At 67.9% G+C, this 25,148-nt stretch carries 28 protein-coding genes, 1 tRNA gene and 2 pseudogenes; 10 read left to right on the forward strand and 21 right to left on the reverse strand.

The window, feature by feature from the left end; all coding sequences use genetic code 11:
- A partial coding sequence (locus VFG33_RS26520) for a tetratricopeptide repeat protein (protein WP_325055676.1) occupies positions 1-955 on the forward strand: 955 nt, incomplete at its 5' end.
- A gap of 114 nt (positions 956-1,069) precedes the next feature.
- Here the strand turns inward: VFG33_RS26520 and VFG33_RS26525 are convergent.
- From VFG33_RS26525 to VFG33_RS26535, 3 genes are all read right to left on the reverse strand, one after another.
- Positions 1,070-2,176 carry a hypothetical protein gene (locus VFG33_RS26525; protein ID WP_325055677.1) on the reverse strand — a complete coding sequence of 369 codons (1,107 nt, stop codon included), beginning with the start codon at positions 2,174-2,176 and terminating at the stop codon, positions 1,070-1,072.
- Positions 2,177-2,524: 348 nt separating this feature from the next.
- Entirely contained in the window at positions 2,525-3,625 is a 1,101-nt protein-coding gene (locus tag VFG33_RS26530; protein ID WP_325055678.1) for a hypothetical protein, read from the reverse strand.
- Between the two features lie 300 nt (positions 3,626-3,925).
- Positions 3,926-4,008 (reverse strand) — tRNA-Tyr (locus VFG33_RS26535).
- A gap of 98 nt (positions 4,009-4,106) precedes the next feature.
- Here VFG33_RS26535 and VFG33_RS26540 point away from each other — a divergent pair.
- The gene (locus VFG33_RS26540) at positions 4,107-4,601 is read left to right on the forward strand and encodes a YajQ family cyclic di-GMP-binding protein (protein ID WP_325055679.1); all 495 of its coding nucleotides are present in this window, start codon (positions 4,107-4,109) and stop codon (positions 4,599-4,601) included.
- A 2-nt stretch (positions 4,602-4,603) separates the two neighbouring features.
- Positions 4,604-5,587 (forward strand): phosphotransferase enzyme family protein, encoded by a 984-nt coding sequence (locus VFG33_RS26545; protein ID WP_325055680.1) that lies wholly within the window; start codon positions 4,604-4,606, stop codon positions 5,585-5,587.
- A gap of 9 nt (positions 5,588-5,596) precedes the next feature.
- On the opposite strand, the gene VFG33_RS26550 is transcribed toward VFG33_RS26545, so the two are convergent.
- Together VFG33_RS26550 and VFG33_RS26555 are read right to left on the reverse strand one after the other, a co-directional pair.
- On the reverse strand, positions 5,597-6,334 hold the full coding sequence (locus VFG33_RS26550) for a hypothetical protein (protein ID WP_325055681.1): 738 nt from the start codon (positions 6,332-6,334) through the stop codon (positions 5,597-5,599).
- Positions 6,335-6,391: 57 nt separating this feature from the next.
- Positions 6,392-6,700, reverse strand: a complete 309-nt coding sequence (locus tag VFG33_RS26555; protein WP_325055682.1) for a hypothetical protein — start codon at positions 6,698-6,700, stop codon at positions 6,392-6,394.
- A gap of 144 nt (positions 6,701-6,844) precedes the next feature.
- Between VFG33_RS26555 and VFG33_RS26560 the strand changes: the two genes are divergently transcribed.
- Complete coding sequence (locus VFG33_RS26560; RefSeq protein ID WP_325055683.1) at positions 6,845-7,600, forward strand: helix-turn-helix transcriptional regulator; 756 nt, start codon at positions 6,845-6,847, stop codon at positions 7,598-7,600.
- A gap of 2 nt (positions 7,601-7,602) precedes the next feature.
- On the opposite strand, the gene VFG33_RS26565 is transcribed toward VFG33_RS26560, so the two are convergent.
- Complete coding sequence (locus VFG33_RS26565) at positions 7,603-8,019, reverse strand: MerR family transcriptional regulator (RefSeq protein ID WP_325055684.1); 417 nt, start codon at positions 8,017-8,019, stop codon at positions 7,603-7,605.
- Between VFG33_RS26565 and VFG33_RS26570 the strand changes: the two genes are divergently transcribed.
- Positions 8,018-8,872: an NAD(P)-dependent oxidoreductase gene (locus VFG33_RS26570; RefSeq protein ID WP_325055685.1), complete on the forward strand. Its 855-nt coding sequence runs from the start codon at positions 8,018-8,020 to the stop codon at positions 8,870-8,872. The genes VFG33_RS26565 and VFG33_RS26570 overlap by 2 nt on opposite strands.
- On the opposite strand, the gene VFG33_RS26575 is transcribed toward VFG33_RS26570, so the two are convergent.
- On the reverse strand, positions 8,861-9,634 hold the full coding sequence (locus tag VFG33_RS26575) for an AraC family transcriptional regulator (RefSeq protein ID WP_325055686.1): 774 nt from the start codon (positions 9,632-9,634) through the stop codon (positions 8,861-8,863). The genes VFG33_RS26570 and VFG33_RS26575 overlap by 12 nt on opposite strands.
- A 111-nt stretch (positions 9,635-9,745) precedes the next feature.
- Between VFG33_RS26575 and VFG33_RS26580 the strand changes: the two genes are divergently transcribed.
- Both VFG33_RS26580 and VFG33_RS26585 read left to right on the forward strand, forming a co-directional pair.
- Complete coding sequence (locus VFG33_RS26580) at positions 9,746-10,606, forward strand: phytanoyl-CoA dioxygenase family protein (RefSeq protein ID WP_325055687.1); 861 nt, start codon at positions 9,746-9,748, stop codon at positions 10,604-10,606.
- On the forward strand, positions 10,603-10,911 hold the full coding sequence (locus tag VFG33_RS26585; RefSeq protein ID WP_325055688.1) for a hypothetical protein: 309 nt from the start codon (positions 10,603-10,605) through the stop codon (positions 10,909-10,911). The genes VFG33_RS26580 and VFG33_RS26585 overlap by 4 nt, the downstream gene beginning before the upstream one ends.
- Here VFG33_RS26585 and VFG33_RS26590 read toward each other — a convergent pair.
- Entirely contained in the window at positions 10,908-11,933 is a 1,026-nt protein-coding gene (locus tag VFG33_RS26590; RefSeq protein WP_325055689.1) for a lactonase family protein, read from the reverse strand. The genes VFG33_RS26585 and VFG33_RS26590 overlap by 4 nt on opposite strands.
- 90 nt (positions 11,934-12,023) lie before the next feature.
- On the opposite strand from VFG33_RS26590, the gene VFG33_RS26595 reads away from it, so the two are divergent.
- The gene (locus VFG33_RS26595) at positions 12,024-12,872 is read left to right on the forward strand and encodes an arylamine N-acetyltransferase family protein (RefSeq protein WP_325055690.1); all 849 of its coding nucleotides are present in this window, start codon (positions 12,024-12,026) and stop codon (positions 12,870-12,872) included.
- A gap of 3 nt (positions 12,873-12,875) precedes the next feature.
- On the opposite strand, the gene VFG33_RS26600 is transcribed toward VFG33_RS26595, so the two are convergent.
- From VFG33_RS26600 to VFG33_RS26660, 13 genes and pseudogenes are all read right to left on the reverse strand, one after another.
- Positions 12,876-14,327 (reverse strand): NADH-quinone oxidoreductase subunit N, encoded by a 1,452-nt coding sequence (locus VFG33_RS26600; protein WP_325055691.1) that lies wholly within the window; start codon positions 14,325-14,327, stop codon positions 12,876-12,878.
- Complete coding sequence (locus VFG33_RS26605) at positions 14,324-15,859, reverse strand: complex I subunit 4 family protein (protein WP_325055692.1); 1,536 nt, start codon at positions 15,857-15,859, stop codon at positions 14,324-14,326. Before VFG33_RS26605 ends, VFG33_RS26600 begins: the two co-directional genes overlap by 4 nt.
- Complete coding sequence (locus tag VFG33_RS26610) at positions 15,856-17,622, reverse strand: NADH-quinone oxidoreductase subunit 5 family protein (protein WP_325055693.1); 1,767 nt, start codon at positions 17,620-17,622, stop codon at positions 15,856-15,858. Before VFG33_RS26610 ends, VFG33_RS26605 begins: the two co-directional genes overlap by 4 nt.
- Positions 17,619-17,966, reverse strand: coding sequence for an NADH-quinone oxidoreductase subunit NuoK (gene nuoK, locus VFG33_RS26615; RefSeq protein ID WP_325055694.1), 348 nt, complete (start codon positions 17,964-17,966; stop codon positions 17,619-17,621). The genes VFG33_RS26610 and nuoK overlap by 4 nt, the downstream gene beginning before the upstream one ends.
- Complete coding sequence (locus VFG33_RS26620; protein WP_325055695.1) at positions 17,966-18,508, reverse strand: NADH-quinone oxidoreductase subunit J family protein; 543 nt, start codon at positions 18,506-18,508, stop codon at positions 17,966-17,968. The genes nuoK and VFG33_RS26620 overlap by 1 nt, the downstream gene beginning before the upstream one ends.
- 143 nt (positions 18,509-18,651) lie before the next feature.
- Positions 18,652-18,867: pseudogene (locus VFG33_RS26625) on the reverse strand (4Fe-4S binding protein); the annotation flags it as partial.
- A gap of 209 nt (positions 18,868-19,076) precedes the next feature.
- Entirely contained in the window at positions 19,077-19,463 is a 387-nt protein-coding gene (locus VFG33_RS26630; RefSeq protein WP_325055696.1) for a PIN domain-containing protein, read from the reverse strand.
- A gap of 3 nt (positions 19,464-19,466) precedes the next feature.
- The gene (locus VFG33_RS26635) at positions 19,467-19,760 is read right to left on the reverse strand and encodes a hypothetical protein (protein WP_325055697.1); all 294 of its coding nucleotides are present in this window, start codon (positions 19,758-19,760) and stop codon (positions 19,467-19,469) included.
- Between the two features lie 40 nt (positions 19,761-19,800).
- Complete coding sequence (locus tag VFG33_RS26640) at positions 19,801-20,553, reverse strand: methylenetetrahydrofolate reductase (RefSeq protein WP_325055698.1); 753 nt, start codon at positions 20,551-20,553, stop codon at positions 19,801-19,803.
- 27 nt (positions 20,554-20,580) lie between these two features.
- Positions 20,581-21,771: an RNA polymerase sigma factor gene (locus VFG33_RS26645; protein ID WP_325055702.1), complete on the reverse strand. Its 1,191-nt coding sequence runs from the start codon at positions 21,769-21,771 to the stop codon at positions 20,581-20,583.
- Positions 21,772-21,883: 112 nt separating this feature from the next.
- Positions 21,884-22,225, reverse strand: coding sequence for a YciI family protein (locus VFG33_RS26650; RefSeq protein ID WP_325055699.1), 342 nt, complete (start codon positions 22,223-22,225; stop codon positions 21,884-21,886).
- 43 nt (positions 22,226-22,268) lie between these two features.
- A complete protein-coding gene (locus VFG33_RS26655; protein ID WP_325055700.1) occupies positions 22,269-23,549 on the reverse strand; it encodes a sensor histidine kinase in 1,281 nt (426 codons plus the stop codon).
- A complete protein-coding gene (locus VFG33_RS26660) occupies positions 23,546-24,202 on the reverse strand; it encodes a response regulator transcription factor (protein WP_325055703.1) in 657 nt (218 codons plus the stop codon). Before VFG33_RS26660 ends, VFG33_RS26655 begins: the two co-directional genes overlap by 4 nt.
- A 142-nt stretch (positions 24,203-24,344) precedes the next feature.
- Between VFG33_RS26660 and VFG33_RS26665 the strand changes: the two genes are divergently transcribed.
- On the forward strand, positions 24,345-24,860 hold the full coding sequence (locus VFG33_RS26665) for a hypothetical protein (protein WP_325055701.1): 516 nt from the start codon (positions 24,345-24,347) through the stop codon (positions 24,858-24,860).
- Positions 24,860-25,148, forward strand: a pseudogene (locus VFG33_RS26670) (efflux RND transporter periplasmic adaptor subunit); the annotation flags it as partial. The gene VFG33_RS26665 and the pseudogene VFG33_RS26670, both read left to right, overlap by 1 nt.

Consider the following 25,148-nt stretch of genomic DNA (forward strand, 5'->3'; position numbering starts at 1 on the left):
CGACCCCGACATCGGCCCGCACGCCACCGTCAACCAGATCGCGCTGGACATCGCTCGCCGCACCGGGGACGGCCGGAAGGAGGCCTTCACCCTCGGGGACGCGGGGCGCCAGCTCCTGGCGGCGGGCAGGCACCGGGAGGCGATCGACTATCTCGACCGGTCCGTCGCGCTCAAGCGCGACCTCGGCGAGTTCGGCGACGCGGCGTTGACGCTGGCCAACATCGGTGTCCTGCACCGGCGGTCCGGGCGGTTCGCCGAAGCGCTGGAGGTGCACGAAGCGGCGCTCGCTCAGGCGGAAGCCGCCACAGACGCAGCGGCGGCAGCGCTCATCAGCACGAACATGGTCGTCCCCCTACTGCGGCTCGGACGCTTCGCGGAAACCGAGCGCCGCCTGGCGGCGGCGGAACGGCGGCTGGACGTCGGCGACGACCACAACCGCATCAGGATCGAGGTCTTCCGCGGTGTGCTGGTGCGGGAGCGGGGTGATCCGGCCGAAGCAGTGACCATGCACACCGCGTGTCTTCGGGCCTACCGCGGGGAAGGCGTCACCGCCGATGTGACCGCGACGCTCATCGAACTGGGCGAAGACCTGCTGCGGCTCGGCCGGAGTGCCGAGGCCGCCGCCCAGTTGAACCGGGCCATCGAGTATGCGGTGAAACTGGTCGACCCCTCGCTTGAGCGGTCCGCGCGCAACTGCCTCGGTCGCGCACTGACCGCCTCGGACGACACCGAGGCGGCGATCGGTCAACTCGAGCGGGCGGCGGCCATCGCTGAAACCCACGCGGACGCCTACGAACTCGCCCGCGCCCACCACGGTCTGGCCGACGCCCACCGTCGACAGGGCGACATGGCAGCCGAGCGGCGACACCTGCACCACGCCGCCCGGGGATACGCGGACTGCGACGTGCCCGAGGCGGCCGCGGTCGCCGAACGGTTGGGCCGCATCGAACACTGATGAGAATGCGGCGCCGCTCCACCATCCTGCTGGAGGAGCGGCGCCGCAGACGTGCGTTCCACAGGCGAAGGCCCGCCCGGCCACAGGCCGGGCGCGCTTAACTGTCTCCTGCGATCACTTGCAGGTCCAGGTGACCGCGTTCCAGTCGTTGCCGGCCCAGGCGGTCCCGGCGATGAGGGAGCCGTCGGCGCTGATCGCCTCGGCGTTGTCCCAGTTGATGTTGGCGTCCGGATCGAGCACGCCCGGCAGCTCGAAGACGGTGCCGCCGGTCTGGTACGCCGCGATCGGGGTGTTGTAGAGAACACCGACGGCGGTCCCATCGGGGCCGACCGCAACGGTCTCCCAGTCCCGGCCGAGCTTGGTCATCTCGGCGGTGCCTTTGGCCAGGTTCCAGCGGATGCCGGGGGCTTCGATACCGGGGGCGAAGAGGATGCCCGATACCCAGTCGCCGTTGATCTCCATGGGGTGGACGTCGGCGTCTGCGAGGTCCACGCCTTCGGGCATCGGCAGTAGCTTGCCGGTGCCGTCGGGGTACCAGATGTACGGCTTGGCTTCGCCGGGGTCATTGTTGAGGGTGATTTCTCCGATGATCCTGCCGTCGTTGGCGATCGCGGTGGCGGAGCCCCCATTGGCGGTCTTCGGCAGCGGCAGCTTGACCGGATTGGTCGTGCCGGACCGCCAGACGGTCGGATGCACGGTGGGGTCGTCGCTGCCGGGTGCGGGCCAGAGCTTGCCGACGATGTCGCCCGTCTCGTTGATCCCGTACGCCCAGCCTCGGCCTCCGAGCAGCCGGGTGAGTTTGCCGTCGCGCCAGACGTAGGGCAGCGGGGCGTCGTTGACCGACGCATTCCCGGCGCCGACTCCCTTGGAATTGACGTCGGCGATCTCCTGCCACTCGCCGGGCATCGGCACCTTGGTGACCTTGCCGTCGGCGTACAGGAGCGGGTAACGCACGACGGCGGCGTCGGGATCGCCCGTGCTGGGCGGGTCGGCTTGGTAGGCGATGACCGAGCCGTCGCGGCTCATGCCGGTGACCTTCGTGGACACGAGGCCTTCGGGGATCGGGAGGATCTGCAGCGCGCAGGTCTGGGCCGCTTCGGGGTCGTTCTCCGCGGCCGAGGCGAAGGGGCCTGTGAGGGCAGTGGTCGCGACCGCCGCGACTACAGCTGTTGCCGTGATTGCTTTGCGGGCCTTGAACCTTCGTGGCTTCATGCGTGACATCGCGTCAGAATCCTCATCGTCGAGTAGGGATCCGGCCGTGCCGCCGGAAACGGCGGGGTGATCCTCCGGTGGTCCGCCGCCTGAATCACTCTGTCTCCAGCAGACGTGATTAGCGAGGCGGAACACCGGCGGGAAGGCGGCAGGATTCCCACAACGTCATGTCGACAATCTCCAGACCCGCCCTGACCTGCGAGGTCAGCGGCTAGGCCGACCGCCGCGACCCTCGGCAGGGCCGACCACGAAGTCTGAACGGCCGCGCGGCCCCCACCGTCTCCAGTGGGGGCCGCACGCAACGACTCGTAGCCGTCCGCGTGGAGACCATCCATGCGCTCGCAAGGACCTCGGTGATTAGCCGCAGGTCCAGGTGACCGCGTTTGTGAGGGGTTGCTCCTCGGCGTCGTACCCACCGATGAAGACGTCCCCGGCGAGCAGGGAGGCGTCGGCACTGATCGCGACGACGTTGTCCTTGCTGGTGTTGTCGGCCGGATCGAGCAGTCCCGGCAGTTCGACGATGGTCTTGCCGGACTGGTATGCCGCGATCGGGGAGTCGCGGAGGTGGCTGGCGACGGTGCCGTTGGCGCTGACGGCCACCCAGTCGTCTAGGTCGACGACCTCGGCGGTGCCTTTGGCGAGGTTCCAGCGGACGCCCCCGTAGCCGACGCCCGGGGCGACCAGCCAGCCGGAGGCCCAGTCGCCCTTGATGTCAGTGACGCCAACGGCGACATCGGCCAGGTCGGCGCCCTCGGGCATCGCCAAGTAGGTGCCGCTGCCGTCGGCGCGCCACATGTACGGCTTGGGGTTGCCGGAGTTGTCCCTCTCGACCATGACCTCGCCGACGATGGTGCCGTCGTTGCCGATGCCGGTGGCCATGCCCCGCTCCTTGCCCTCGGGCAGCGCCAGGTCGACCGGTCCGGTCCCGTCGGCCGGCCACCGGACCGGAATCGAAGTGCCATCCCGATCGAGGCTGCCGACGATGTCACCCTTTGCGTTGATCGCGTAGGCCCAGCCGCCCTCCTCGTTGGGCAGTTCGGACATTTGGCCGTCGCGCCAGACGTACGGCACATACTTCGGGGAGATCCACCCCCCGCCGACGCCGACGCCTGCGGCGTTGACGTCTTGGATCGTGGTGTAGTCCCTGAGCATCGGCACTTCGGAGACTTCGCCATCGCTGTACAGGAACTGCTTCGGCCTGGGGCCCTCAGGGTCGGGCGATACGGCGCGGTAGGCGATGACGGAGCCGTCGTTGCTCATGCCGGTGACCCTCGTGGACTGGTAGCCCTCGGGGATCGGGAGGATCTGCATCGCGCAGGCCTGGGCCGCTTCGGGGGCGTTCTCCGCGGCCGAGACGACGGGGGCCGTCAGGGCTGTGGTCGCGGCAACCGCGGCGACCACAGCCGTTGCCGTGATTGCTTTGCGGGCCATGAACCTTCGTAGCACCATGCGTGACATCGCGTCAGATTCCTCATCGTCGAGTAGGGATCCGGCCATGCCGCCGGAAACGGCGGGGTGATGGTCCGGTAGTCCGCCGCCTGGATCACTCTGTCTCCAGCAGGCGTGATTTGCGAGGCGGAATACCGGCGGGAAGGCGGCAGGATTCTCGCAACGTCTAGTCGGCAATCTCGCCGCGAGGCTGCCTGACACAGCGGCACGCCGGTGGCACAGATCGCCGTTGACGGTCGGACGCAGTCGGACACAACGAAAGAGCCCCTGGCCTGCGTTTCCGCAGGTCAGGGGCTGTTTTTGCTCCTGTGGCAGGTGCAGGGTTCGAACCTGCGTAGGCATAAGCCGACAGATTTACAGTCTGCTCCCTTTGGCCACTCGGGCAACCTGCCAGGGTGCTGCTGGTTCGTGAACCGGCGTGAGAGACGATACAACAGACAGTGCCCCTGACAGCAAATCGGAATGACAGCAACTCGGAAGGGAAGTGCCCATGGCTTCGGAGTCCTCCTTCGACATCGTGAACAAGGTCGATCACCAGGAGGTGGACAACGCCGTCAACCAGGCGGCGAAGGAGATCAGCCAGCGGTTCGACTTCAAGAACGTCGACGCGGCCATCAAGCTGAGTGGCGACGAGACGATCGACATGCAGGCGAACACCGAGGAGCGGGTCAACGCCGTCCTCGACGTACTGAAGGACAAGCTGGTCAAGCGGCAGATCTCGCTGAAGGGTCTGGATGCCGAGGAGCCCAAGCTTTCCGGCAAGATCTACAAGATCACTGCGACGATCAACGCCGGCATCACCCAGGAGAACGCGAAGAAGTTGTCGAAGCTGATCCGCGACGAAGGCCCCAAGGGCGCTAAGGCGCAGATCCAGGGTGACGAACTGCGGGTCTCCAGCAAGAGCCGCGATGACCTGCAGACGGTCCAGGCACTGATCAAGGGCCAGGACCTCGACTTCGCCGTGCAGTTCGTCAACTACCGCTGAGCTTGTACGCCGAGCTGCGGCGGTGGGTGCGGGAGGACTACGGCCTCGACCTGGTTGAGGCCAGCCTGGTTCACGACGGTGCCGACGTTGCTGCAGAGGTCTGGCGGGTCCGTACGAGCAGCGACGACCTGTATGCCGTGAAGTGGAGCGGCGGCGGCACCGACGCAGGACCACTCTTGACGGCGTATCTGGCGGGCACTGGCATTCAAGGGATCCCACAGCTCAGGCAGACCCGCAGCGGAGAGCTATGGAGTCACCGTGAGGGCAAGCGCCTCTCGCTGACGCCGTGGATCGAAGGAACACGTGCAGCCGACAGCGGACTCACTGATCAGCAATGGAGCCTGTACGGCGAGTTGCTGGCCCGGGTGCACGCCACAGAAGTCCCGGCGAATCTGCAGGCTGTGCTCCCCCGGCTGAATCCCATCAACGCCCGCATGCCGGCTCTGATCCGGGCGATCCAGCTCAGGCTCACCACAGAGCCGCCCGCGGACGCCGTCGAGGAAGAGCTCGCCGCAGTCTGGAAGGCGAACCAGCAGACCATCACGGGTCTCCTCAAGCTCCACAGCGAGCTAGAACCGCCACAGGGTAGGCCGGTGATCTGCCATGCCGACCCACACCTGGGGAACGTCCTGGCGGAGCGGCCAAGGAGTCTGGCAAGCGACGGCGGGAGTGACCCTGTCGGCATCCACCTGATCGACTGGGACGACGTAGTACTGGCGCCGTGTGAGCAGGATCTGATGTTCATGCTTGGTGGGATGGGTGCCCTCGGTCCGACCACCGCGGACCAGCTCGCCGCCTTCTTCGACGGCTATGGCGACGTCACCCTCGACGAGACCAACCTCACGTACTACCGCTGCGCCCGCGCCCTGGAAGAGGTCGCCCTCTGGGCCGAGCAGGCGATCCAGGGCCCCGACCGCGAGGACTGCCTCGACATCCTCCGAGGAGCCCTCGCGCCCGACGGCCTCGCAGTACGGGCACTCGCCTAGCTGCTCACCTCAGGCGTGGCGCATCCAGATGTTGGGTTCGCGGTAGAGGCCGGTGTCGGTGGTTCGGTCGATGGCCAGGGTGGTGAGGCCGTCGGGGATGACGTAGGTGCCGGTGGCCGGGAAGGTCATGCCGGTCCACTTCTCCCAGTCGGCGACCGAGCCGGTCATGGTCTGGGAGAAAGGCGCCGGCGCGAGCAGCCGGGCGCCGAGGCGGACGTGGGTGCGGATCCAGGGATCCAGCGGCAGGCCGTCCGGCCGGGTCCAGGTCATGAACTCGGCGATGTCGGTGAGCGGGTACTTGCTCTTCAGTGTCGGCCGGACCGGCGCGATGACCTGCGACAACCCACCCGCGACAGCGCGCTCCCGGACGGCGGTGATCACCCGGCCTGCGTGGCCCTTGCCCTGCTCGTCGTTGCGTACTGCGGCCGCCATCAGCACGAACGTATTCGGCGCCACCCCGGCCTCCTGCTCGAGCACCGCCCGCCCCAGCGAGTCCGTGAATCCGCCCGGTAGATCCTCCACGGACCCGTCCCAGGCGAGCGGCACTCCCCAGCATCCACCGATCAACCGCCGGTCCCCCGTGCTGACCAGGTAGAACTCCCACCCCCGGAAGTACTCGATCCGCCGTTCCCGGTACGGCGTCACGCCCTCGTCGTGGAAGATGAACTCCGGCCACTCCTCGACGAACCGCCGGCCCGCCTCCTCGTCCAACTCAGGCGCATCCGCCACCGGGATCAGCTCATACATGCCCAGGACACTAGGGACCAGCGACCTTGGCGACAACCGGATTGGGGCCCAAGCTCCCTAGCGCCCTGACGCCCCGGCCGCACGGGGTGAGCCGAAGTGGAGGCCGACTCGCGGCAGCAGGCGTACCGCGATGACGGTGATCGCGGCTGCGGCGATGGCGGCGAGGGCCATCAGGCCGACGATCTGGAAGGTCGACAGGCCGGCTTCGGAGACGACCTCGATGACGGTCGGCGGCGGGTTGTACACGGCGCGTGCACGATCATCCGATGGCTCCGGCGGGAGCACCGCGAACGCCGTACCGGAGAGTGCGACGGCCGAGACGAACAGGACGGCCAAGAGACCGGTCACGCGAGACAGAAACTTCATGATCTTTCCTCCCCAAGACTGGACGACACTGTGTCGTCCACAGTCACCACCGTGGCTGCCGCCCACCGCCCGCGGCCATACGCAGTTCGACGTATTCGCCAGCCGCCGCTGCGGGCTTAGCCTGAGGTGAGGGAGGGGAATGTCATGGTGGAACAGTTGACCGTCACCGAGCGCGATCTGCGCCGGCTGCTCGACATCATCGACCGCGGCCGGGAGGCCGGTCCGGAGGAGGAGTTTCCGCGCGAGGTGATGCGCGCGCTCGCCGACCTGGTGCCCGCCGACGACATCACCTTCCAGCGGAGCCGCCCGCTCGATCGCGAGTTCGTCGCGGCCGAGGAGGTGACCGAACTGCCGACCGATGATCTTGGCGAGGGCTGGGAGGACATCTTCTGGCGGTCGTACTGGGCCAGTGAGGCGTGCAGCCGCCCCCAGCGCACCGGCGACTACGACACCGTCTGGAAGGTATCCGACTACCTGTCCAGGCCACAGCTGGTGAACTCGGCGAAAGGTGAGTGGTTCCGGCTGACCGGTATGCACAGCGAGATCACCGTGCCGTTCCCCGCGCACGGCGCCGAGGATCGCCGGCTGATGCTGTTCCGGGCCACGTCCCGCGACTTCACCGAACGGGAACGGCTGCTGCTCCGGATGCTCCGCCCGCACTTCCTCGAGATCCACCGCGACCTCGAACTCCGCCGCGCCGGCATCCCCGAGCTGACCGACCGCCAGTGGCAACTGCTGCGACTCGTCGCGGCCGGGGACAGCAACACCCAGATCGCCCGGCGGCTGTTCGTTGCCGAGGGCACCGTTCGGAAGCATCTGGAGAACATCTACGACCGGCTGGGCGTGACGAGCCGGACAGCCGCGGTCGCCACCGCCTTCCCCCTCGCCCACACGGCCTGACGCTAGGGACCAGCGACAACCGGATCGTCGATGATCGCGGCGAGCAACGCGCGGGCGGCTTCCAGTTCGTTGATGGTGTTGCCGATCCGTTCCCGCTCCTGGGCGAGTCCTGCCTTGAGTTCGGGGCAGGCGGCGACCAGCAGCTCGTCGTAGTCGACGAGGCACGGGAGGATCTCGGCGATGACCGGTGTACTGAGGCCTGCTGCCAGCAGGATCCTGATCCTGCGGACCACGTCGACGTCGGCCTCGGCGTACTCCCGATAGCCGCTCGGTAGGCGTTCGGGCTGCAGCAGACCCTGCTCCTCGTAGTACCGCAGGGCGCGCTGGGTGGCCCCGGTCCGCCGGGTGAGTTCGCTGATCCGCATGGTCACCTCGGGCTTGACTCTGACGTCAACGTGAAGGTTTAGCTTAACCGGCATGACGAAACCATCCGTGACAGTGCTCGGACTAGGACCGATGGGCCAGGCCCTCGCCACCGCGCTGGTCGATTCAGGCCACCAGACCACCATTTGGAACCGGACACCGGGCCGCGGCGACGTGGCAGGAGCGGTCCGGGTCGAGAGCGCGGCGGAGGCAGTCCGAGCCGGCGGCGCCGTCATCGTCTGTGTCGTGGACGCCGCGGCGGCCAAGCAGATCCTCGAGACCGCGGCAACCGAGCTTCCTGGCAGAACAGTCATCAATCTGACCGGTGATTCCCCTGATCGGAGCCGCGAACTCGCAGGCTGGGTCGCGGCCCACCAGGCGTCCTACCTCGACGGCGTGATCATGGCCCGGACGCACAGCATCGGCGGACCTGAGGCCTCCCTCCTGTTCAGCGGACCGGCTGAAGTCTGGGAGACCCAGCGTCCGTTGCTGGCGAGCCTCGGGACGACGACCTACGTGGGAGAGGATCCAGGCCGGGCCGCCGGGTACGACGCGGCGCTGCTCGACCTGTTCTGGAATTCGATCAGCGGCGTGGTGCACGGTTTCGCCCTGGCTTCGGCGGAGGGCATTGCGGCGGCCGAGTTCGCGGAGTACGCGAAGACGATGACGGGGATGTTGCCCGGCCTGATGGACGTCCTGGTTGAGCATGTGACGGCCGGGAAGTATCCGGCTGACGAGTCGAACCTGCGCTCGACGGTGGCGGGCTTGGAGCATGTCATCCATGCGGCAGAAGCCGCGGGCCTGGAGCCGGGCGGCCTTCCCGCGCTCCTTGAAACCACCCGTCGCGCGATTGACGCCGGCCATGGCGACGAAGGGGTCACCCGGCTCGTCGAGGTACTAACGCCCTGAGATTCCGGCCCGTACCGCCCGTGGTGAGGCGCCGAGTTCGCGGTGGCAGGCCTTGTTGAAGGCCTGCAGGTCGGGGATTCCGACGGACGCGGCGACGGCTGGGATGGACAGGGTCGACGAGACCAGCAGGTGGCGGGCGCGGGCGAGTCGCCTGAGTCGGACGTAAGCGACGACCGTCATACCGGTCTCGGCGCGGAACAGCCGGGTGAGGTGGTTGTGCGAGACGCCTGCCGCGCGGGCGAGATCCGGGACGGTCAGTGGGCGGGCCAGGTTCGCCTCGGCGAAGGCGATGGCAGCCGCTACCGCCGGATGCCCGCTGTCGCCCTCGGGCACGGACGAGGTCAGTTGCGAGACCCGCCAGAGGGCAGTCCACACCTCGGCGACCACTCGGGCCGACCCACTGGGAGACGCCTCGATCGCCTGGCGGAGCAAGTCGGTCAGCACGGGCGCCGCAGTACCGGCGTCCTGGGCGAGGGGAACGTACGAGGGCTCGCCGCTGAGGCGCGGGCGGAAGTGAACGTACAGGTGCTCGGAGCGGCCGCGGTAGTCGAACTCCACCTGTGCTCCGGCCGGCGTCAGGCTGACCCATCCGGGCGCGATCGAGAAGGCCGTGCCGTCGATCGTGAGGTTCGCCGAGTAGCCGTACAGGTGGAACTGCCAGAAGTCCGGCAGGCGGAACACGTCCCGCAGCCCTCGTACGCCGTGCACGCCCACACCGGCGTTCACGACCTCGGGCGGCTCAGCCAGATGCAGCGGGATCATGGTGAGAAATTACCACCAGTGGTGATCTCAACCCACGCGCAGCAACGGTGCGGTTTCTTAGGCTGGTCTAGTACGAACCACCACGGCCCAGTCGCCCCGAGAGGGAGAGACATGACCCATCCACATTCCAAGAACCTGCTCAGCTCGGTCCAGATGGCGAGTTTCGTTGCCACCGGCGCCTTCCGGATGGACGCGGTGGTGCCGGCGGAGATGAACCGGGAGGCGATCGACGTCCTCAAGGCCGGCATCCCCGGCGTCCCGTACGGCACCCCTCTGTCCGAGGCATTCGTGGACAGCGAGTTCGTCCAGCGGCTGGTGCAGCTGCCCGAGGTCGCCGGCGCCATCCACAGCTTCGTCGGGCCCGAGCCGACCGTGGACCACCACGCCGTCCACATCCGCAAGGCCAACCAGGGCGAGGCGCAGAACCTGCACGGTGACGCGATCATCGACGTCCGCCCGGACGCCTTCGACGTCCAGCTCATGTACTACCCGCAGGAGGTGACGCTCGAGATGGGCGGCACCCTCAGCGTGCCCGGCAGCCACCTACGCAAGACGAACGAGTCCGACACCGGCCGGTACCAGAACCTGCTCGGCCAGACGCGATTCACCTGCCCGGCCGGCACCGTGGTCTTCCTGCACCACGGCATCTGGCATGGCGGACGCAGGAACGACAGCGACATCGACCGCTACATGTTCAAGATCCGCTTCAACCCGACCGTCCGCCAGGTCCGCCTGTGGAACATCGAGGACCTGTACGACGAGCAGGTGGCCGCGGAGCTCGGGCAGCTCTTCCCCTGGTACGAGAACGCCACCGGCCGGCTGGAGATCTACAACCGGGTCAAGCTGTGGCAGGCCATCACCGGTGACGACACATTCGACCCGGACTACTGGGTCACCCGGGTGACGAACCGACCGCAGCGCGTGGTCGCGCAGCGCACGGTCAACCCGCACGCGAAGAAGGAGCTCACATGACCACCGCCTCCGCCGAGCAGACCGTCGCCGGGCAGACCGTTCGCCAGCAGGTCCTGGTGCTCTACCTGGCTTCTTCCGCGCTGGACTCCCGCACGGTGGGCTGGTCCACGTACGACGGGACCGGAGCAACCTCACCGACGACCGGTGACTCCGACGTCCCGCCGTACGCGAGCGGGCTGGACGCACTCAAGGACGGCTGGCGGCTGTTCCAGGCCGCGCAACTGTTGCCGCCGCAGCCGGGCCACGAGTACGACGTGTCGTTCCTCAAGCACGAGTTCTTCTTCGAGAGGCTGGTCCAGGTCTAGCCGACCGGCAGGACACAGACCGGTTTCGGCCAGGTCAGCGGCGTCCCCGTTGCGGTGAGGACGCCGCCGGCCTGGTCGACGGTGAACACCGCGATCGAGTCGGAGCGCTCGTTCGCGGCGTACAGCTGGGACCCATCGTTGCTCAGGGCAAGGTGCCGGGGCCAGGTCCCGCCGGACCCGATCGTCTGGATCAGCTCTACCTGCAGGCCATCGGCGCCAGTAGTGAAGACCGCGATGCTGTCGTCGCCACGGTTCGAGCCGTAGACGAACCGGCCGTCGGCGGAGACCAGCACCTCAGCCGGGAAGTTGTCGCCTTCCGCACCGTCGGGCCGCGTCGACACCGTCTGGACCACGGCCAGCTTGCCCTCGGAGTAGCTGCAGACGCTGACGGTCGAGTCCAGCTCATTGATCACGTACGCCGCTCCGCTGCCCGGGTGGAACACCAGGTGACGTGGCCCGGCGCCCGGGTGGACCTCCAGGAGATCCACCGCCTCGAGCCGGCCCGCGGGGGTCAGCGTGGAGACGAAGACGGAGTCCGTGCCCAGGTCGACGTCGAACGCATAGGCGCCGGCCGGATCGAAGGTGACCTGGTGGGCGTGCGAGCCTTCCTGACGTTCGACGTTCGGGCCGGTGTTTCCCACGCGTTGGAGGATCTGAGTGGCGTCGCCGAGCGAGCCGTCCGCGGCGATCGGGTGGATGGCGACCGAGCCCGAGCCGTAGTTCGCGGAGAGCAGGAAGCTGCCGGTCGGATCGACCACCAGGTGGCACGGACCCGAACCCCCGGTCGACTGGTCGTTGAGGAACTCCAAGGACCCGTCCGGCTGGATCGCGAAGGCGCTGACGCGGCCGGCCTCCCCCTCGTTCGTCGAGTACAGGAACCGCCCGTCGGCCGACCGGGTGAGGAACGACGGGTCGACCGTTGCCGCGGCTTCCGTCAGCTCCCCCAGAGGTCCGAACGCGATCCCGGTCCCGCCGCCCGCCTGAGTGGTGTAACTGCCGACATAGATCCGCTCCGAAGTCATACCCCCCACCCTGCCAGGTCGCCGTACCTCCAGCACACCCCGAGCAGAATTCAGGCGCCGCCCGAGCGCCCCAGGGTTACCCTCAGGCGCATGACGACCTCGGCCTTCCTGCAGCGGATCGGGATCCACCGGCACGACGGGCCGAGCGTGGAAGCGCTATTCGCCTTGCACGCGGCCTTCGCGGAGTCGGTGGCCTACGAGACAGTTCAGTACCAGCTGGGCAAGGGCGGGCCACTGGATCCGGCGGCCGCGGCAGAACGCATCATTAACCGGGAAGCCGGTGGCTACTGCTTCCAGATGAACGGGTCCTTCGCGTTGTTGCTCACCGAACTGGGGTACCAGGTCACGATGCACCGCGGTGGGGCTCAGACATCGACGCGTCCAGCACTGGTGGACGCCAGTCATCTGGTGCTTACCGTCGCCGGCCTGCCTGATGCTCCCGGGCAGGAGTGGATCGTCGATGTCGGCATGGGCGACGGGCTGTTGGTACCCCTGCCACTGAAGGACGGAACGTACCGGCAGGACCCGTACGACCTGGTACTGCGGTCGTCCGACGTCGTCGACGGGTGGCGAGTGGACCACGATCCACGGGCCGGCATGATCGGGATGGACTTCGAGTCCGCCCCCGCCACGATCGACGCCTTCGCCGACCAGCACGCCCACTTGTCGACCTCCCCGGACTCTCCGTTCGTCCGGGTCAGCACGGCCCTCCGCCGTACGCCGAACAGCGTGGTGGCGCTCCGCTCGGTCGTCCTCGCCGAGGTCTTCGCCGACCGCATCGACACCACTGTGCTGGAGTCCCCGGCCGACTTCTACACCGCTCTCGACGACACCTTCCAGCTCCCCCTGAACCACCTCACCGCCGACGACCGGGACCACCTGTGGAAGCGCGTCCTCACGCAGTACGAGGACTTTCTCGCCCGCCAGAGCGCCGGCTGAGGCTCAGATAGCGAGGGCGAAGAGGGTGCTGGGGAGGATCGAGAGGACCACTGCGGCACCTACGCAGAGGCTGATGACGCCAACGGCGGAGTTTTCGATGTCGACGGAGAAGGGGTCTTCGGCGGGGAGACGGAAGAGTTCCGCCACCCAGCGCAGGTAGACCGCCAGGCCGATCATCACGTTGATCGCCATCACGATGGCCAGCCAGACCAGGTCCGCGTCGATCACCGACTGGAAGGCGGCGAACTTGGTGAAGAGGCCGGCCAGACCCGGCGGCAGTCCCGCCAGAACCACCAGGAAGAAGACGAGCGCAACGGCCAGGCCTGGTTCGGAACGGACCATGCCTCGGTAGTCCGTCAGCAGACCGGCCGGACGATAGCGCTGAACCACCGCGACCGAGCCGAAGGCGCCGAGGGTGACGATGACGTAGGCAGCGAGGTATGCCACCACTGCCTGTGCATCCCCGACGGCCACCGGAGCGAGCAGGAACCCGACCTGGCCGATCGACGACCAGGCGAGCAGCCGCACAGCTTCCCGCTGCCGCAGCGCCGCGAGGTTTCCGACGGTCATCGTGACGGCCGCCATGATCGCGACCACCACCCGCAACTCCGACCCGCTCGGAGCGACCCCGAAGATCACCAGGACGAGGAGCCCGGCCACGCCTGCGGACTTCGATACCACCGCGAGGAAGGCGGTCACCTCGACCGGCGCACCGGCGTACGTGTCGGGAAGCCAGCCGTGGAACGGGACGGCGGCGATCTTGAAGCCAAAGCCGACGATCACGAACAGTCCCGCCGCGAACGCCACCCGCCGCAGATCGGGATCGAGTCCCGGCAGCCGTGTGGCGATCGTCTGGAGATAGAGCGACCCGGTCACGCCGTACAGGTAGGAGATCCCGAACAGCATCACGGCGGTCGACAGCACCGAGACGAGGAAGGCCTTCATCGCAGCCTCCGAGCCGCGGCGGTCCCGGCGCAGGGCGACCATCGCGAAGCTCGGCAGCGACACCACCTCGAGCGCGATCACCATCGTCGCCAGGTCGCGGGCACCGGCGAGCACCGTCGCGCCGACCAGCGCGCTGAGCAGCAAGAAGTGGTACTCACCGACCGGGATGTCCTTGTCGAGCAGCCGGTACGCCGAGAGGCCGACGACCCCGAGTCCGCCGATCAGCAGGACCGCCCAGAGCCCGGCGGTCAACGGCTCGAACACCAGGCTGCACTCGCCCGGACCCTCCACTGCCGAACGGCAGAAGGCGGGGTTGAAGGTGTTCCGCCGGACCACGATGAACACGAGCCCGAAGAAGATCGTCGCGCCGGTCATCAGCGTGATCACGGTGTGCTTGAGTTGCTTGGTCCCGCCCGCCCAGAAGCCGTCGACGAGCAGCACGGCGATCGCGCCGAGCGCCAGCACCAGCGGGACGGCGATCGCCTGCCAGTCGGTCCACGTGATCGTCACAGGCTCACCCAACGGTCGAGGAGCAGGCCGGGCCAGACCCCGAGCAGCACCGTCAGCGTGATCAGCGGAGCCCAGGTGATCAGCTCGATCCGGCTCAGGTCCACGGCGAAGGCGGCGGGCGGATTCTCGGCCGGATCACCCTGGCAGAGGTTCCGGATCAGCCGCAGGAAGTAGGCCGCGGTCAGCACCGTGCCCAGCCCGGCGATCACCATCATCACCAGATAACTTGCCCGCGGCAACGACTCCGCCGGGCGGTAGGCGCCCAGCAGGACGAGCATCTCGCCCCAGAACCCCGCCAGCCCGGGCAGCCCCAGGGATGCCAGGCACGCGAAAGTGAGCAGCCCGCTGATCCGCGGCAGCCGGGCGTACAGGGCCCGCCCGATCGCCCGCAGGTCGCTGGTGTCGTGCCGGTCCTTGATCGCCCCGGCCAGGAAGAACAGCAGGCCGGTGATGATGCCGTGGGCGATGTTCGCGAACAGCGCGCCGCGCAGACCGGTCTCGGACAGCGTGGAGATGCCGAGGCCGATGAAGCCCATGTGCCCGACGCTCGAGTACGCGATCAGCCGCTTCACGTCGGTCTGTGCCAGACAGGCCAGCGACCCCGCCACGATCGCGATCGTGGACAACCCCGCCAGGTACGGCGCGATGGTCACCATGGCGTCCGGCAGCACCGGCAGCAGGATCCGGATCATGCCGTAAGTACCCAGCTTCAGCAGTACGCCGGCCAGCAGTACCGAACCGACCGTCGGCGCTTTCGCATGGGCATCGGGCAACCAGATGTGCAGCGGCCAGAGTGGGACCTTCACGGCCAGACCGAGCGCGATCAAGGCAGCGGCCGCGAGCGGAACCCCATGGGATCCCAGCACCGGCGTACGACTGAGCTGAACGAGGTCGAAAGTGCCCGCCTGCCGATAGACCAGCAGGAACCCGACCAGCATCACGGCCGAACCGAGCACCGTCATCAGCACGAAGGTGTTCGCCGCGCGTCGACGGCCGGGCCGGTCGTGGTCGTCGCCCCAGATGTCGATCACCAGCCACATCGGGATCAGCACGATCTCGAAACAGACGAAGAACAGCACCAGGTCCATCGCCGTGAAGGTGCCGATCACGCCCGCCTCGATCACCAGTAGCAGCGCGATCAGCGAGCGGGTCAGGCCGATCCGCGGGGTGATCCGGAGTGAGTAGAGGCAGCAGAGGAACACCAGCAACGCCGTCAGCACGATCAGCGGCATCGAGATCCAGTCCACCCCGATGTGGAACCTCACGTTGAGCGCCGGGATCCACTCGACGTCCGTTACCGCCCGCAGCGGGTCCAGCTCGCCCGCAGTGAACAGCTCCCCGTTCTGGACCTGGCTGAAGGAGAACCAGCCGTCCATGCGGGGCCAGAGCAGCAGCGAACCGATCAGGACCAGGCCCGAGATCACCGAGCCGTACATCGCGGCGACCCGATCACCGACGGCGGCAGGCACCGCCCAAAGAGCCAAGGCCGCAAGCAGCGGCAGCACCAGGATGCTCAGCAGCAGACCGTTCATGAGCTGATCACCCCTGCCAGCACAACAAGCGCGACCACGCCGATCACAGCAGCAGTGAGATAGGTCTGCACGTTCCCGGTCTGCATCCGCCGGAAGCCTTGAGACGCAAGGGTTCCAGCGCGTCCGGCCCCCCGCACGTAGGCCCCGATCACATCGCGATCGCCGCCGACCGCAAGCCGCGCGAACCACTGCACCGGTACGACGACCGCCTGGTGGTAAGCCCGATCCACGAAGAACTCGTGCTCCACCACGCCCGGCCGCGGATCCGCCCCACGCTGCCACAACGAGTACGCCGGGAGCGCACCGAACACGGCCAGGACCGTCGTCACCAAGGCAATGGCCCAGTTGACGTGGCCGCCATCGGCATACCCGAGCACCAGACCGCCGACGGCCAGGACGACCAACGGTCCAAGCATGATCCAGGGAGCGTCGCGGAGCTTGGAGGTGTCCGGCTCGTCGAGATCCGCCATCGCGTCGTCATCCTCGAACGCACCGAGCGCACCCGCCAGCGCAGGCGTTCGGAAGAACACCCACAACCACAGACGCACGCAGTAGAAGGCGGTCATCGCCGCGGTCAGGCACACCGCTACCAGCACGACCCATCCAACGACGGAACCGTCCCGCGCGTGATGCCACGCCGCCTCCACGACCGAGTCCTTGGAGAAGAACCCAGCCAGCCCCGGTACGCCGGCCAACGCGGCGAGGCCGATCGTCATCGTCACGAAAGTCACCGGCATCGCCTTGCGCAGCGCGCCCCGGCGGGTATACCTCCGCAGAACCACGAAGGCGGCACTGCCGACCTGGTGCAGCAGCACCCCGGCACAGAGGAACAACAGACCCTTGAACGCGGCATGCGTGACCAGGTGGAACAACGCGGCGTGACGGCCGTCGCGGGTGCCGAGTGAGAGCCCGGCGAACATGATCGCCAGTTGGCTCACGGTCGACCAGGCCAGCACCCTCTTCACTTCCACGGCGGCCATCGCACACAGCGCGGCGAACACCATCGTCACGGCCGCGATCACCGCGAGCACTGTCAGAGTCACGTCGGCGGCAGCGAAGACGTCGTACAGGCGCGCGATCAGGAAGACGCCGGCGGCAACCATGGTGGCCGCGTGGATCAGCGCGCTGACAGGGCTCGGGCCGGGCATCGCGTCCGGGAGCCAGGTCTGCAGCGGGACCTGCGCGGACTTGCCGACGACGCCGACCAGCAGCAGGAGTGTGCCTGCGGTCAGAGTGCCGGAGGACAGCTCGGACGGATCGAGCTCGGAGATCCGGAAAGTCCCGGCGGCCAGGCCCAGCACGAAGATGCCGAAGAGGAAGCCCACGTCGCCGAGCCGGGTCATCAGGAACGCCTTCATCGCGCCCGAGCGGGCGTCGCGGCGCTCCCAGTAGTGACCGATCAGCAGGTACGAGCAGGCGCCCATCATTTCCCAGCCGATGAGCAGCAGGAACAGGCTGTCCGAGACGATCACGGTGACCATCGCGGCGGTGAAGAGCGTCACCAGCGCGGTGTAGGAAGCGACCCGCTTGTGCTCATAGCCGATCGAATAGATCTGCACGCAGGTGGCGACCACGCCGACCACGCCGAGCATCAGCACCGTCAGGTCGTCGGTGCGCAGGTCGAACGTGAGCAGCAGGTTCGAACCGAGATCGCTGCCGCCGAATGAGGTCTGCTGCGGATCGACGCCGGACAACAGGATCGCGGTCAGGATCACCAGGAGCGAGAAGCCGACCCCGACCACTCGCCACGCCGTCGCGATCACCGGCCGGCGCCCTTCTCGACCGCATCCTCGACAGCGTCCTGCTCGACCAGGTCGCGCGCGGCATCGGCATCGACGTGCCCGTGGCCGCGGAACAGCAGCAGGATGATGGCCAGCCCGAGGCCGATCTCCGCCGCTGCCAGAGTGATCACGAACACGGCCAGCGTCTGACCGGTGGCCAGACCGTCCACCCGCCAGGCGTCGAAGGCGACCAGGTTGAGGTTGACCGCGTTCAGCATCAGTTCGAACGACATCAGCATCGTGATCGCGTTGCGCCGCGCGAGCACGCCGTACACGCCGAGGCAGAAGAGCAGAACCGCCAGCAGCAGCGGCAGGATCAGCGGCATTACTCTCCCTCCTCCGATGGCGAGGAGGACACTCTGCCACCGGGCCCGGACAGTTTTCCGCTGCGCAGCGAGAGGACGATCGCGCCGATCAATGCCGCCAGCAACAACACCGAGAGAACTTCGAACGGGAGCACCCAGATCTTGAACACGGAAGTACCGACGGCCTCAGCGGAACCGTCCGGTACCGGCTCGATCTTCTCGTTGCCGAAGGCAAGCACTACCCCGGTGCCGAGCAGTACGGCGAGAACGCCGGCGACTGTGGCTGCGAAGGGGCTGCGGCGAGTCGTCAGAGCCGGCAGCGGATTGGTCGGAGCCTTGGTGAGCATCAACGCGAACAGCACCAGGACGACGATCGCGCCGACATAGACGAGGATCTGCACCAGCGCGACAAACTCCGCGTGCAGGGCACCGAAGCACCCCGCCACCGCGCCGAGCGCGACCACGAGCCAGAGCGCGGCATGCACGATCCGCCGCGACGTGACGACCAGCACCGCCGCCACGATCGCCATCGCCCCCGCGATGGAGAAGAGCGCAGTGGTCACTCCTCGCCCTCCGGCTCGACCTCGATCACCGACGGGCCCGGGTCGATCGGCTGCGGCGCCGGTACGGTCCACATCCAGTCCCGCAGCCGGTCCTTCTCGTGCGTGAGGTTCCGCAGGTCGGTCTCGGCGTACTCGAACTCCGGCGACCAGAACAGCGCGTCGAACGGACACGCCTCGATACAGATCCCGCAGTACATGCAGAGCGAGAAGTCGATCGCGAACCGATCCAGCACGTTCCGGCTGCGTTCCCGCGCCTGCTCACCGACCGACGGCGCGGTCTCGGTGTGCGAGTCGATGTAGATGCACCAACTCGGGCACTCCCGGGCGCAGAGCATGCAGGAGGTGCAGTTCTCCTCCATCAGCGCGATCACCCCGCGGCTCCGCGGCGGCAACTCGGGCTGGACATCCGGATACTGCTCCGTGACGGCACGGCGGGACAGCGTCTTCGCGGTCACCTTCAGGCCATCGATCAGCCCCCGCCCGAGAACAGCCACGCCTCCTCCTCCATCAGTCAGCCCTGCACGCAGACACTAGTCGCTTCAGAGCGTTCGTGCCGCAGACTCGTCGATCAGACGTAGTGGATGGTCACGCTGACCGCGTTGGCGGCAAGTGCTGTGATGTCGGCGGTGTCACCCGTGACGACCAGCCCGTGAGGCTCGGCGGCAGCGACGATGATCGCATCAACCGCGGATCCTCGCCCAGCCTCCGTCCGGAGCTTCGCGGCGCGACGCGCACCTGTCTCACTCAGGCTCGCCTTGATGTCGCAGCCCTTGAGGAACCTGTTGGTCCTGGCGTCTTTCTCGGGGTGGCCGGTGAGGCACTCGACAAGGACGGCCGAAGGCACGACAGGGGGCCACAGGTCTTCGCTGGTGAGGACAGCCATCAGCGCCTTTGCCCGACCCGAGCCCTGCACGAAGTAGCTGACGGCGCCGCTGTCGAGGACGAGAGCTCGCACCGGTCAGCTCGCTTTCGGTGCGCGCCGCGCGGGAGCCTGATGGTCCTGCTCTTCGACAGGCGGGGTCAAGTGGGCCTTCATCCGCTGGACGACATCCTCGGCCCAGGCGAGATCCTCTGCTGATGGTTCACCGGTCTCCACGATCAATTCGTCGAGAAACTCTCCGGCGGCGTTGATCAAGTCTTCGCGTCGGATCTCGGCACGGACCGCCTGCTGGAGGAGCTCGGAGGCAGGCAGCTTCCGCCGCTTGACCTCTGCGTAAAGGTCCTCGGGGAGGTAGATCTGCATCCGGGGCATACGCCTAACTATACACCCCCCGCGGGCGATGCCGGTCACGTCAGAGTTCGTGTTCGAGGCGGGCGGCGACCTGGCGGTAGCGGCTGACGGGGATGAGGTGGACGCCGTCGAAGGCGCCGCTGTCGCGGATCGCCAGGATGTGGTTGCAGGCGGCCTCGACCCCCGCGTCGCGATCCTGCTCGACGGCCGCGACCAGGTGGTCGGGGATCGTGAGTTGGGGCAGGGCGGCCAGGTTGTGGGCCATCTTGGCGCTCGCCAGCACCATGACACCGGCGTACACGGGGATGTCGAGGGTGACGCTGTCGCGCCAGCGCAGCAACTCCTCCAGGTCGTAGCTGACCTGGAGATACAGGAAGTCCGCCTCCGCCTTCCACCCCGGGACCGGCCTGAGCCGGCTCGCCGCGCCGACCTTGAACGGGCTGATGCCGGGGAACGAGGTCGCCCGGGCCTGTTCGATCATGGTGCGGACGGTCAGTTGGCTGGTTCGTCCGCCGGCGCTCGGCTCGTCGCCGTGCACGAAGAGGAACTGCTCCACCCCGTACGCCGCCGCCGTCAGCAGATCGCGCCGGAAGCCGAGGAGGTTCCGGTCCCTGGAGTTCAGGCACGCGATGCCGCGAGCGCCCATCGCCTGCACCTCGTTGGCCACGGCAACACTCGAAACAGTCGCCCGCCCGATGTGGTTGTCCGGGATCAGGAAGGCGTCCGCGATCGGGCTCATCACCCCGATCTGGTGCCGAACCTTCTTCAGATCCGGCCGCGTCGGCGGCTCCACCTCACACACCAACTCAAACATCCCCCGACCCTACCGAGCAGCCGGTGCTCAGAGAGTGGCGAGTTTGTGTTGGAGGAAGGTTTGTTCGGTGGTGTTGGTGGTCAGAGCCAGGGCTGCCTTGTAGGAGTCGGCTGCCTCGGGGGTGCGGTGGAGGCGTTTGAGGAGTTCGGCTCGGATGGCGTGGAAGAGGTAGTAGTTTCCGAGGTCCAGGTCGTCCACGAGGGCGAGGGCCGCGGCCGGACCGGAGACCTCGGCGACGGCCACTGCGCGGTTGAGGGCGACGACCGGGCTGGGGGCCAGGGTCAGCAGGTGGTCATAGAGCTGGACGATCTGCGGCCAGTCGGTTTCGTCGGCGGTAGCGGCGTCGCTGTGCACTGCGTTGATGGCTGCCTGGACCTGGTACGGACCAGGCTGGTCCCGGCGGAGGCAGCGGCGTACGAGGTCCTGGCCCTCGGTGATGAGAGCGCGGTCCCAGCGGGTGCGGTCTTGGTCGGGGAGCAGGACGAGCGAGCCGTCGGGCGCGGTGCGGGCGGGGCGGCGGGATTCCTGGAGGAGCATCAGCGCGAGCAGGCCGACTGCCTCGGGTTCGTCGGGCATCAGTTCGACCAGGAGACGGCCCAGGCGGATCGCCTCGAGGCACAACTCCGTACGGATCAGCTCGTCGCCCGATGACGCGGCGTACCCCTCGTTGAAGATCAGGTAGACGACCGCCAGTACGCCGCGGACGCGCTCGGGCAGATCCGCCTCGTACGGCACGCGGTACGGGATGCCGGCGGTGCGGATCTTGTTCTTCGCGCGGACCAGGCGCTGCGCCATCGTCGGCTCCGGGACCAGGAACGCGCGGGAGATCTCGGTCGTGGTGAGGCCGCCGAGGAGCCGCAGGGTCAGTGCCACCCGGACGTTCAACGCCAGCGCGGGGTGGCAGCACGTGAAGATCAACCGCAGCCTGTCATCGCGCACGACACCCTCCTCCACCGGCGCGTCCTCGGCCTGCAGAAGCGCGGCCTGGGCGTGCTTGTCCTCGCGGGACGCCTCTCGCCGGAGCCGGTCGATCGCGCGGTTCCGGGCGGTGGTGATGATCCAGCCGGCCGGACTCGGCGGTAGCCCAGCCTCGGGCCACCGCTCGACCGCCACCGCAAATGCGTCCTGTACTGCGTCCTCGGCAATCTCCAGATCCCCGAACACCCGCGCCAGCACCGCCACCGCCCGCCCATGCTCAGCACGGAACACAGCAGCCACATCAACCTGCTGCCGCGCAGCGGGTGAGGCGGGCTCCCGCTCAGGCGCCGCAGGCGGAGCGGAGCTCGGCTCCCGCTCAGGGACGGGATTCGGGCGTTCGGGGGTGAGGTTGTCAGGCAAAGGGGCGGACCTCTACGGACAGTGGGTCGAGGATCCGGGCGAGTTTGCGGGCCCAGACCAGGGCTTCGTCGAGGTCCTCGACCTGGATGACGGTGAAGCCACCGAGGTGTTCCTTGCCCTCGGTGAACGGGCCGTCCGTGACGAGCAACTCGTCGCCGGCCGCGCGCAGTACGGTCGCTGACTCCGGCGGGTGGAGCCCGGCGGCGAACACCCAACTGCCGGCTTCGCGCAGCTCTTCAGTGAAGTTCGCCAGGTTCTTCATGATCGGTTCCAGCACCGACGGCTCGGGAGCGGGTCCGTCCGGCTGGTAGATGCTGAGCAGATACTGCTTCATCGCGACCTCCTGATGCGTGTTGTCACCCACTACACGAACGGCCTCAGCCCGGATCGACAGGCAGCGTCACGATAACCGTCAGCCCGCCACCCTCCCGCGGAGCCGCTCGCACAGAACCGCCGTGGGCCTCCGCGACCGAGCGCACGATCGACAGTCCCAGCCCGGCCCCCTTCGCCCCGACCAGCCGATCGTTCGCCAGCCGGTGGAACGGCTTGAACAGACCTTCCACCTCGTACGGCGGGACGCTCGGCCCGGTGTTCGTCACCTCGACCTCCACCTCGCGATCGCCAGGAGCGGTCCTGCTCGTCACCCGGACCCAGCCGGAGTCGCGGTTGTGCCGGATGCCGTTCTCGACCAGGTTGTGCACCAGCCGCTCGAGCAGCAGCGCATCGCCCATCGTCGGGGCGTCACCTGGCGCCGCGGTCACTTCGATGCCTGCCTCGGACGCCTCCCGACCGACCTGGGCGACGACGTGCGTGACCACATCGCCGAGATTTACCGGGTAGACGGCAGTGAGCTCTTTCTCGGAGTCCGCGAGCACCAGCAGTCCGCTGATCAGCTGCTCGTGCCGGGCGTTGATGTCGAGCAGGCTCTCGCCGAGCTGCTTCAGATCCGCCGAGGCGGTCTTGCGGTGCATCGCCACTTCGACGAGCGCGCGGCCGACGGTCAGCGGCGTACGGAGTTCGTGCGAGGCGTTCGCGACGAACCGGCGCTGGCCGTCGAAGGAGTGGTCCAGGCGTTCGACCATGGTGTCGAAGGCGTCGGCGAGATTCTTCACCTCGTCGTCCGGTCCGCGCAGGGCGATCCGTTCGTGCAGGCCGCGGCCGGCTGCGGGCGCAGTGGCGATCCGGCGGGCGGTGTCGGTCACGCGATGCAGTGGCGCGAGGACCCGTCCTGCTACCAACCAGCCGAAGCCGGCCGCGAGGCTGCCGACCAGTACGAGGGCGATGCTGCCTTGCACGAGCATTGCCTGCGTCGCCGCATCTCGAACCTCCCGTTGCTGCTTCTGCATTGTCTGCTCGGCATCGGGTCCGGTCAGTACGTCGCCGTCCGCGTTCAGCACCCACAGGTTCTTAGTGGGGTCGCCAGAGCTAGGCCCGGCTTGAGGCGTCGCACCTGGCGAGGGGGTAAGGCCCGGCGAAGCTGTGCTGGTCGGCGGCTGGTTCAGGTAGGTGCCCCGGACAATCACCTTGCCGGTGAAGAGTTGCTGGCTGAAGAGTGCGTAGGTGACGCCGAGGAGCAGGACTCCGGCGATCATGAAGAGGCCGCTGTAGATCAAGGTCAACCGGCCGCGCAACGTGAGCCGACGGGGAAGCAGCTTCACGGGATGCGATACCCCACTCCGGTGACGGTCTCGACGACTGCGGGTTCGCCGAGTTTGCGGCGCAGTTTGAGGATGGTCAGCCGGACCACCCCGGTGAACGGGTCGACATGTTCATCCCACGCCTTCTCCAGTAGCTGTTCGGCGGAGACCGTCGCGCCGTCCGCGCGCAGCAGTTCGGCCAGTACTGCGAACTCCTTCTTCGACAACAGCACGTAACGGCCCTCCCGGAACACCTCGTGGCGCGCTGGATCCAGGGCCAGCCCGGCGCGACGCAGTACGGGCGGGTCGGCGGGACGGCTGCGGCGGCCCAGGGCGTGCACCCGAGCGGCGAGCTCGGGGAAGGCGAACGGCTTGGTCAGGTAGTCGTCGGCACCGAGCCCCAGGCCGTCGACCCGGTCGGTGACCGCTGCCGCGGCGGTGAGCATCAGCACCCGGGTGGGCGATCCGGACTCCACCAGCTTGCGGCAGACGTCATCGCCGTGGACCACTGGAAGGTCGCGGTCCAGGACCAGTACGTCGTACTCGTTGAGCTCGAGACGCATCAGCGCGGCGGCTCCGTCGTACGCGACGTCGACGGCGTGTGCCTCGTCGCGCAACCACTCCACGATCGCTGCCGCGAGCAACGGTTCGTCCTCGACCACCAGCACCCGCACGCCACCGCCGCCTTCCCGTCGTCGGAAGGCCATGATCCCCGATGCCGGTGTTTCCTTCGCGTTAGCGAGCACGGAAACGCCACGGAAACGGCGTCATCACTTGGCTTGGGCTCGGTAAGCAACCCGATCTCGAGGAGAAGACGTGAAGCGACAGCACACCCTGGCCGCGGTGGCCGCGATGGTCCTGGCCCTGAGCCTCACCAGCTGTGGTGCGGACGAGGAAACCCCTTCGGTGGCCTCGGGCAGTGGCGCGCAGCCGACCAGTTCTGCCAGCAGCGCGGCGCCGAGCCTCAGCAAGGACGAGATGGGCGTGAAGTACGCGGGATGCATGCGGGAGAACGGCGTCAACGTGCCGGACCCCGAGCCGGGCAAGCCGGCCCAGTTCAAGTTCGACGCCAGCAGCGGTGTGACCAAGGCGGACATCGACAAGGCGATGGAGGCCTGCAAGCAGTACAGCCCGGATGGTGGAGCGGCGGCGAACCCGCAGCAGGAAGAGAACGGCCGCAAGTTCGCCGAGTGCATGCGGAAGAACGGGGTCGAGAGCTTCCCGGACCCGAAGCCCGGGCAGCGCGGGATCATGATCGACGGGGAGACCGGCAAGGACCCGGATCTGCAGAAGGCGCAGCAGGCCTGCCAGCCGATCCTGGCGGGTCAGTGATGCCTCGTCGCCGCCGCGGCAGGACCGCGCTGACCGCCGTCGCAGTACTGGCGGTGGGCGGCGCGCTGACCGCCGCCCTGTTGACCCGCAGCGGCAGCAGCCAGGCCGCGGACGACACCAAGGCCGCGCTGCCGCCCAACACAACCAAGGTCACCCAGCAGACGCTCAAGGACACCGAGACGGCCGACGGCGAACTGGGGTACGGCACGAGCAGCACGGCGACCGGCCGCAGCGCCGGGACCGTCACGAGCCTCCCCGACAGCGGGCAGGAGTTCTACCGGGGACAGA

Origin of the sequence: Kribbella sp. (assembly GCF_035687465.1) — a bacterium.
In the GTDB taxonomy this organism is placed as follows: Bacteria; Actinomycetota; Actinomycetes; order Propionibacteriales; family Kribbellaceae; genus Kribbella.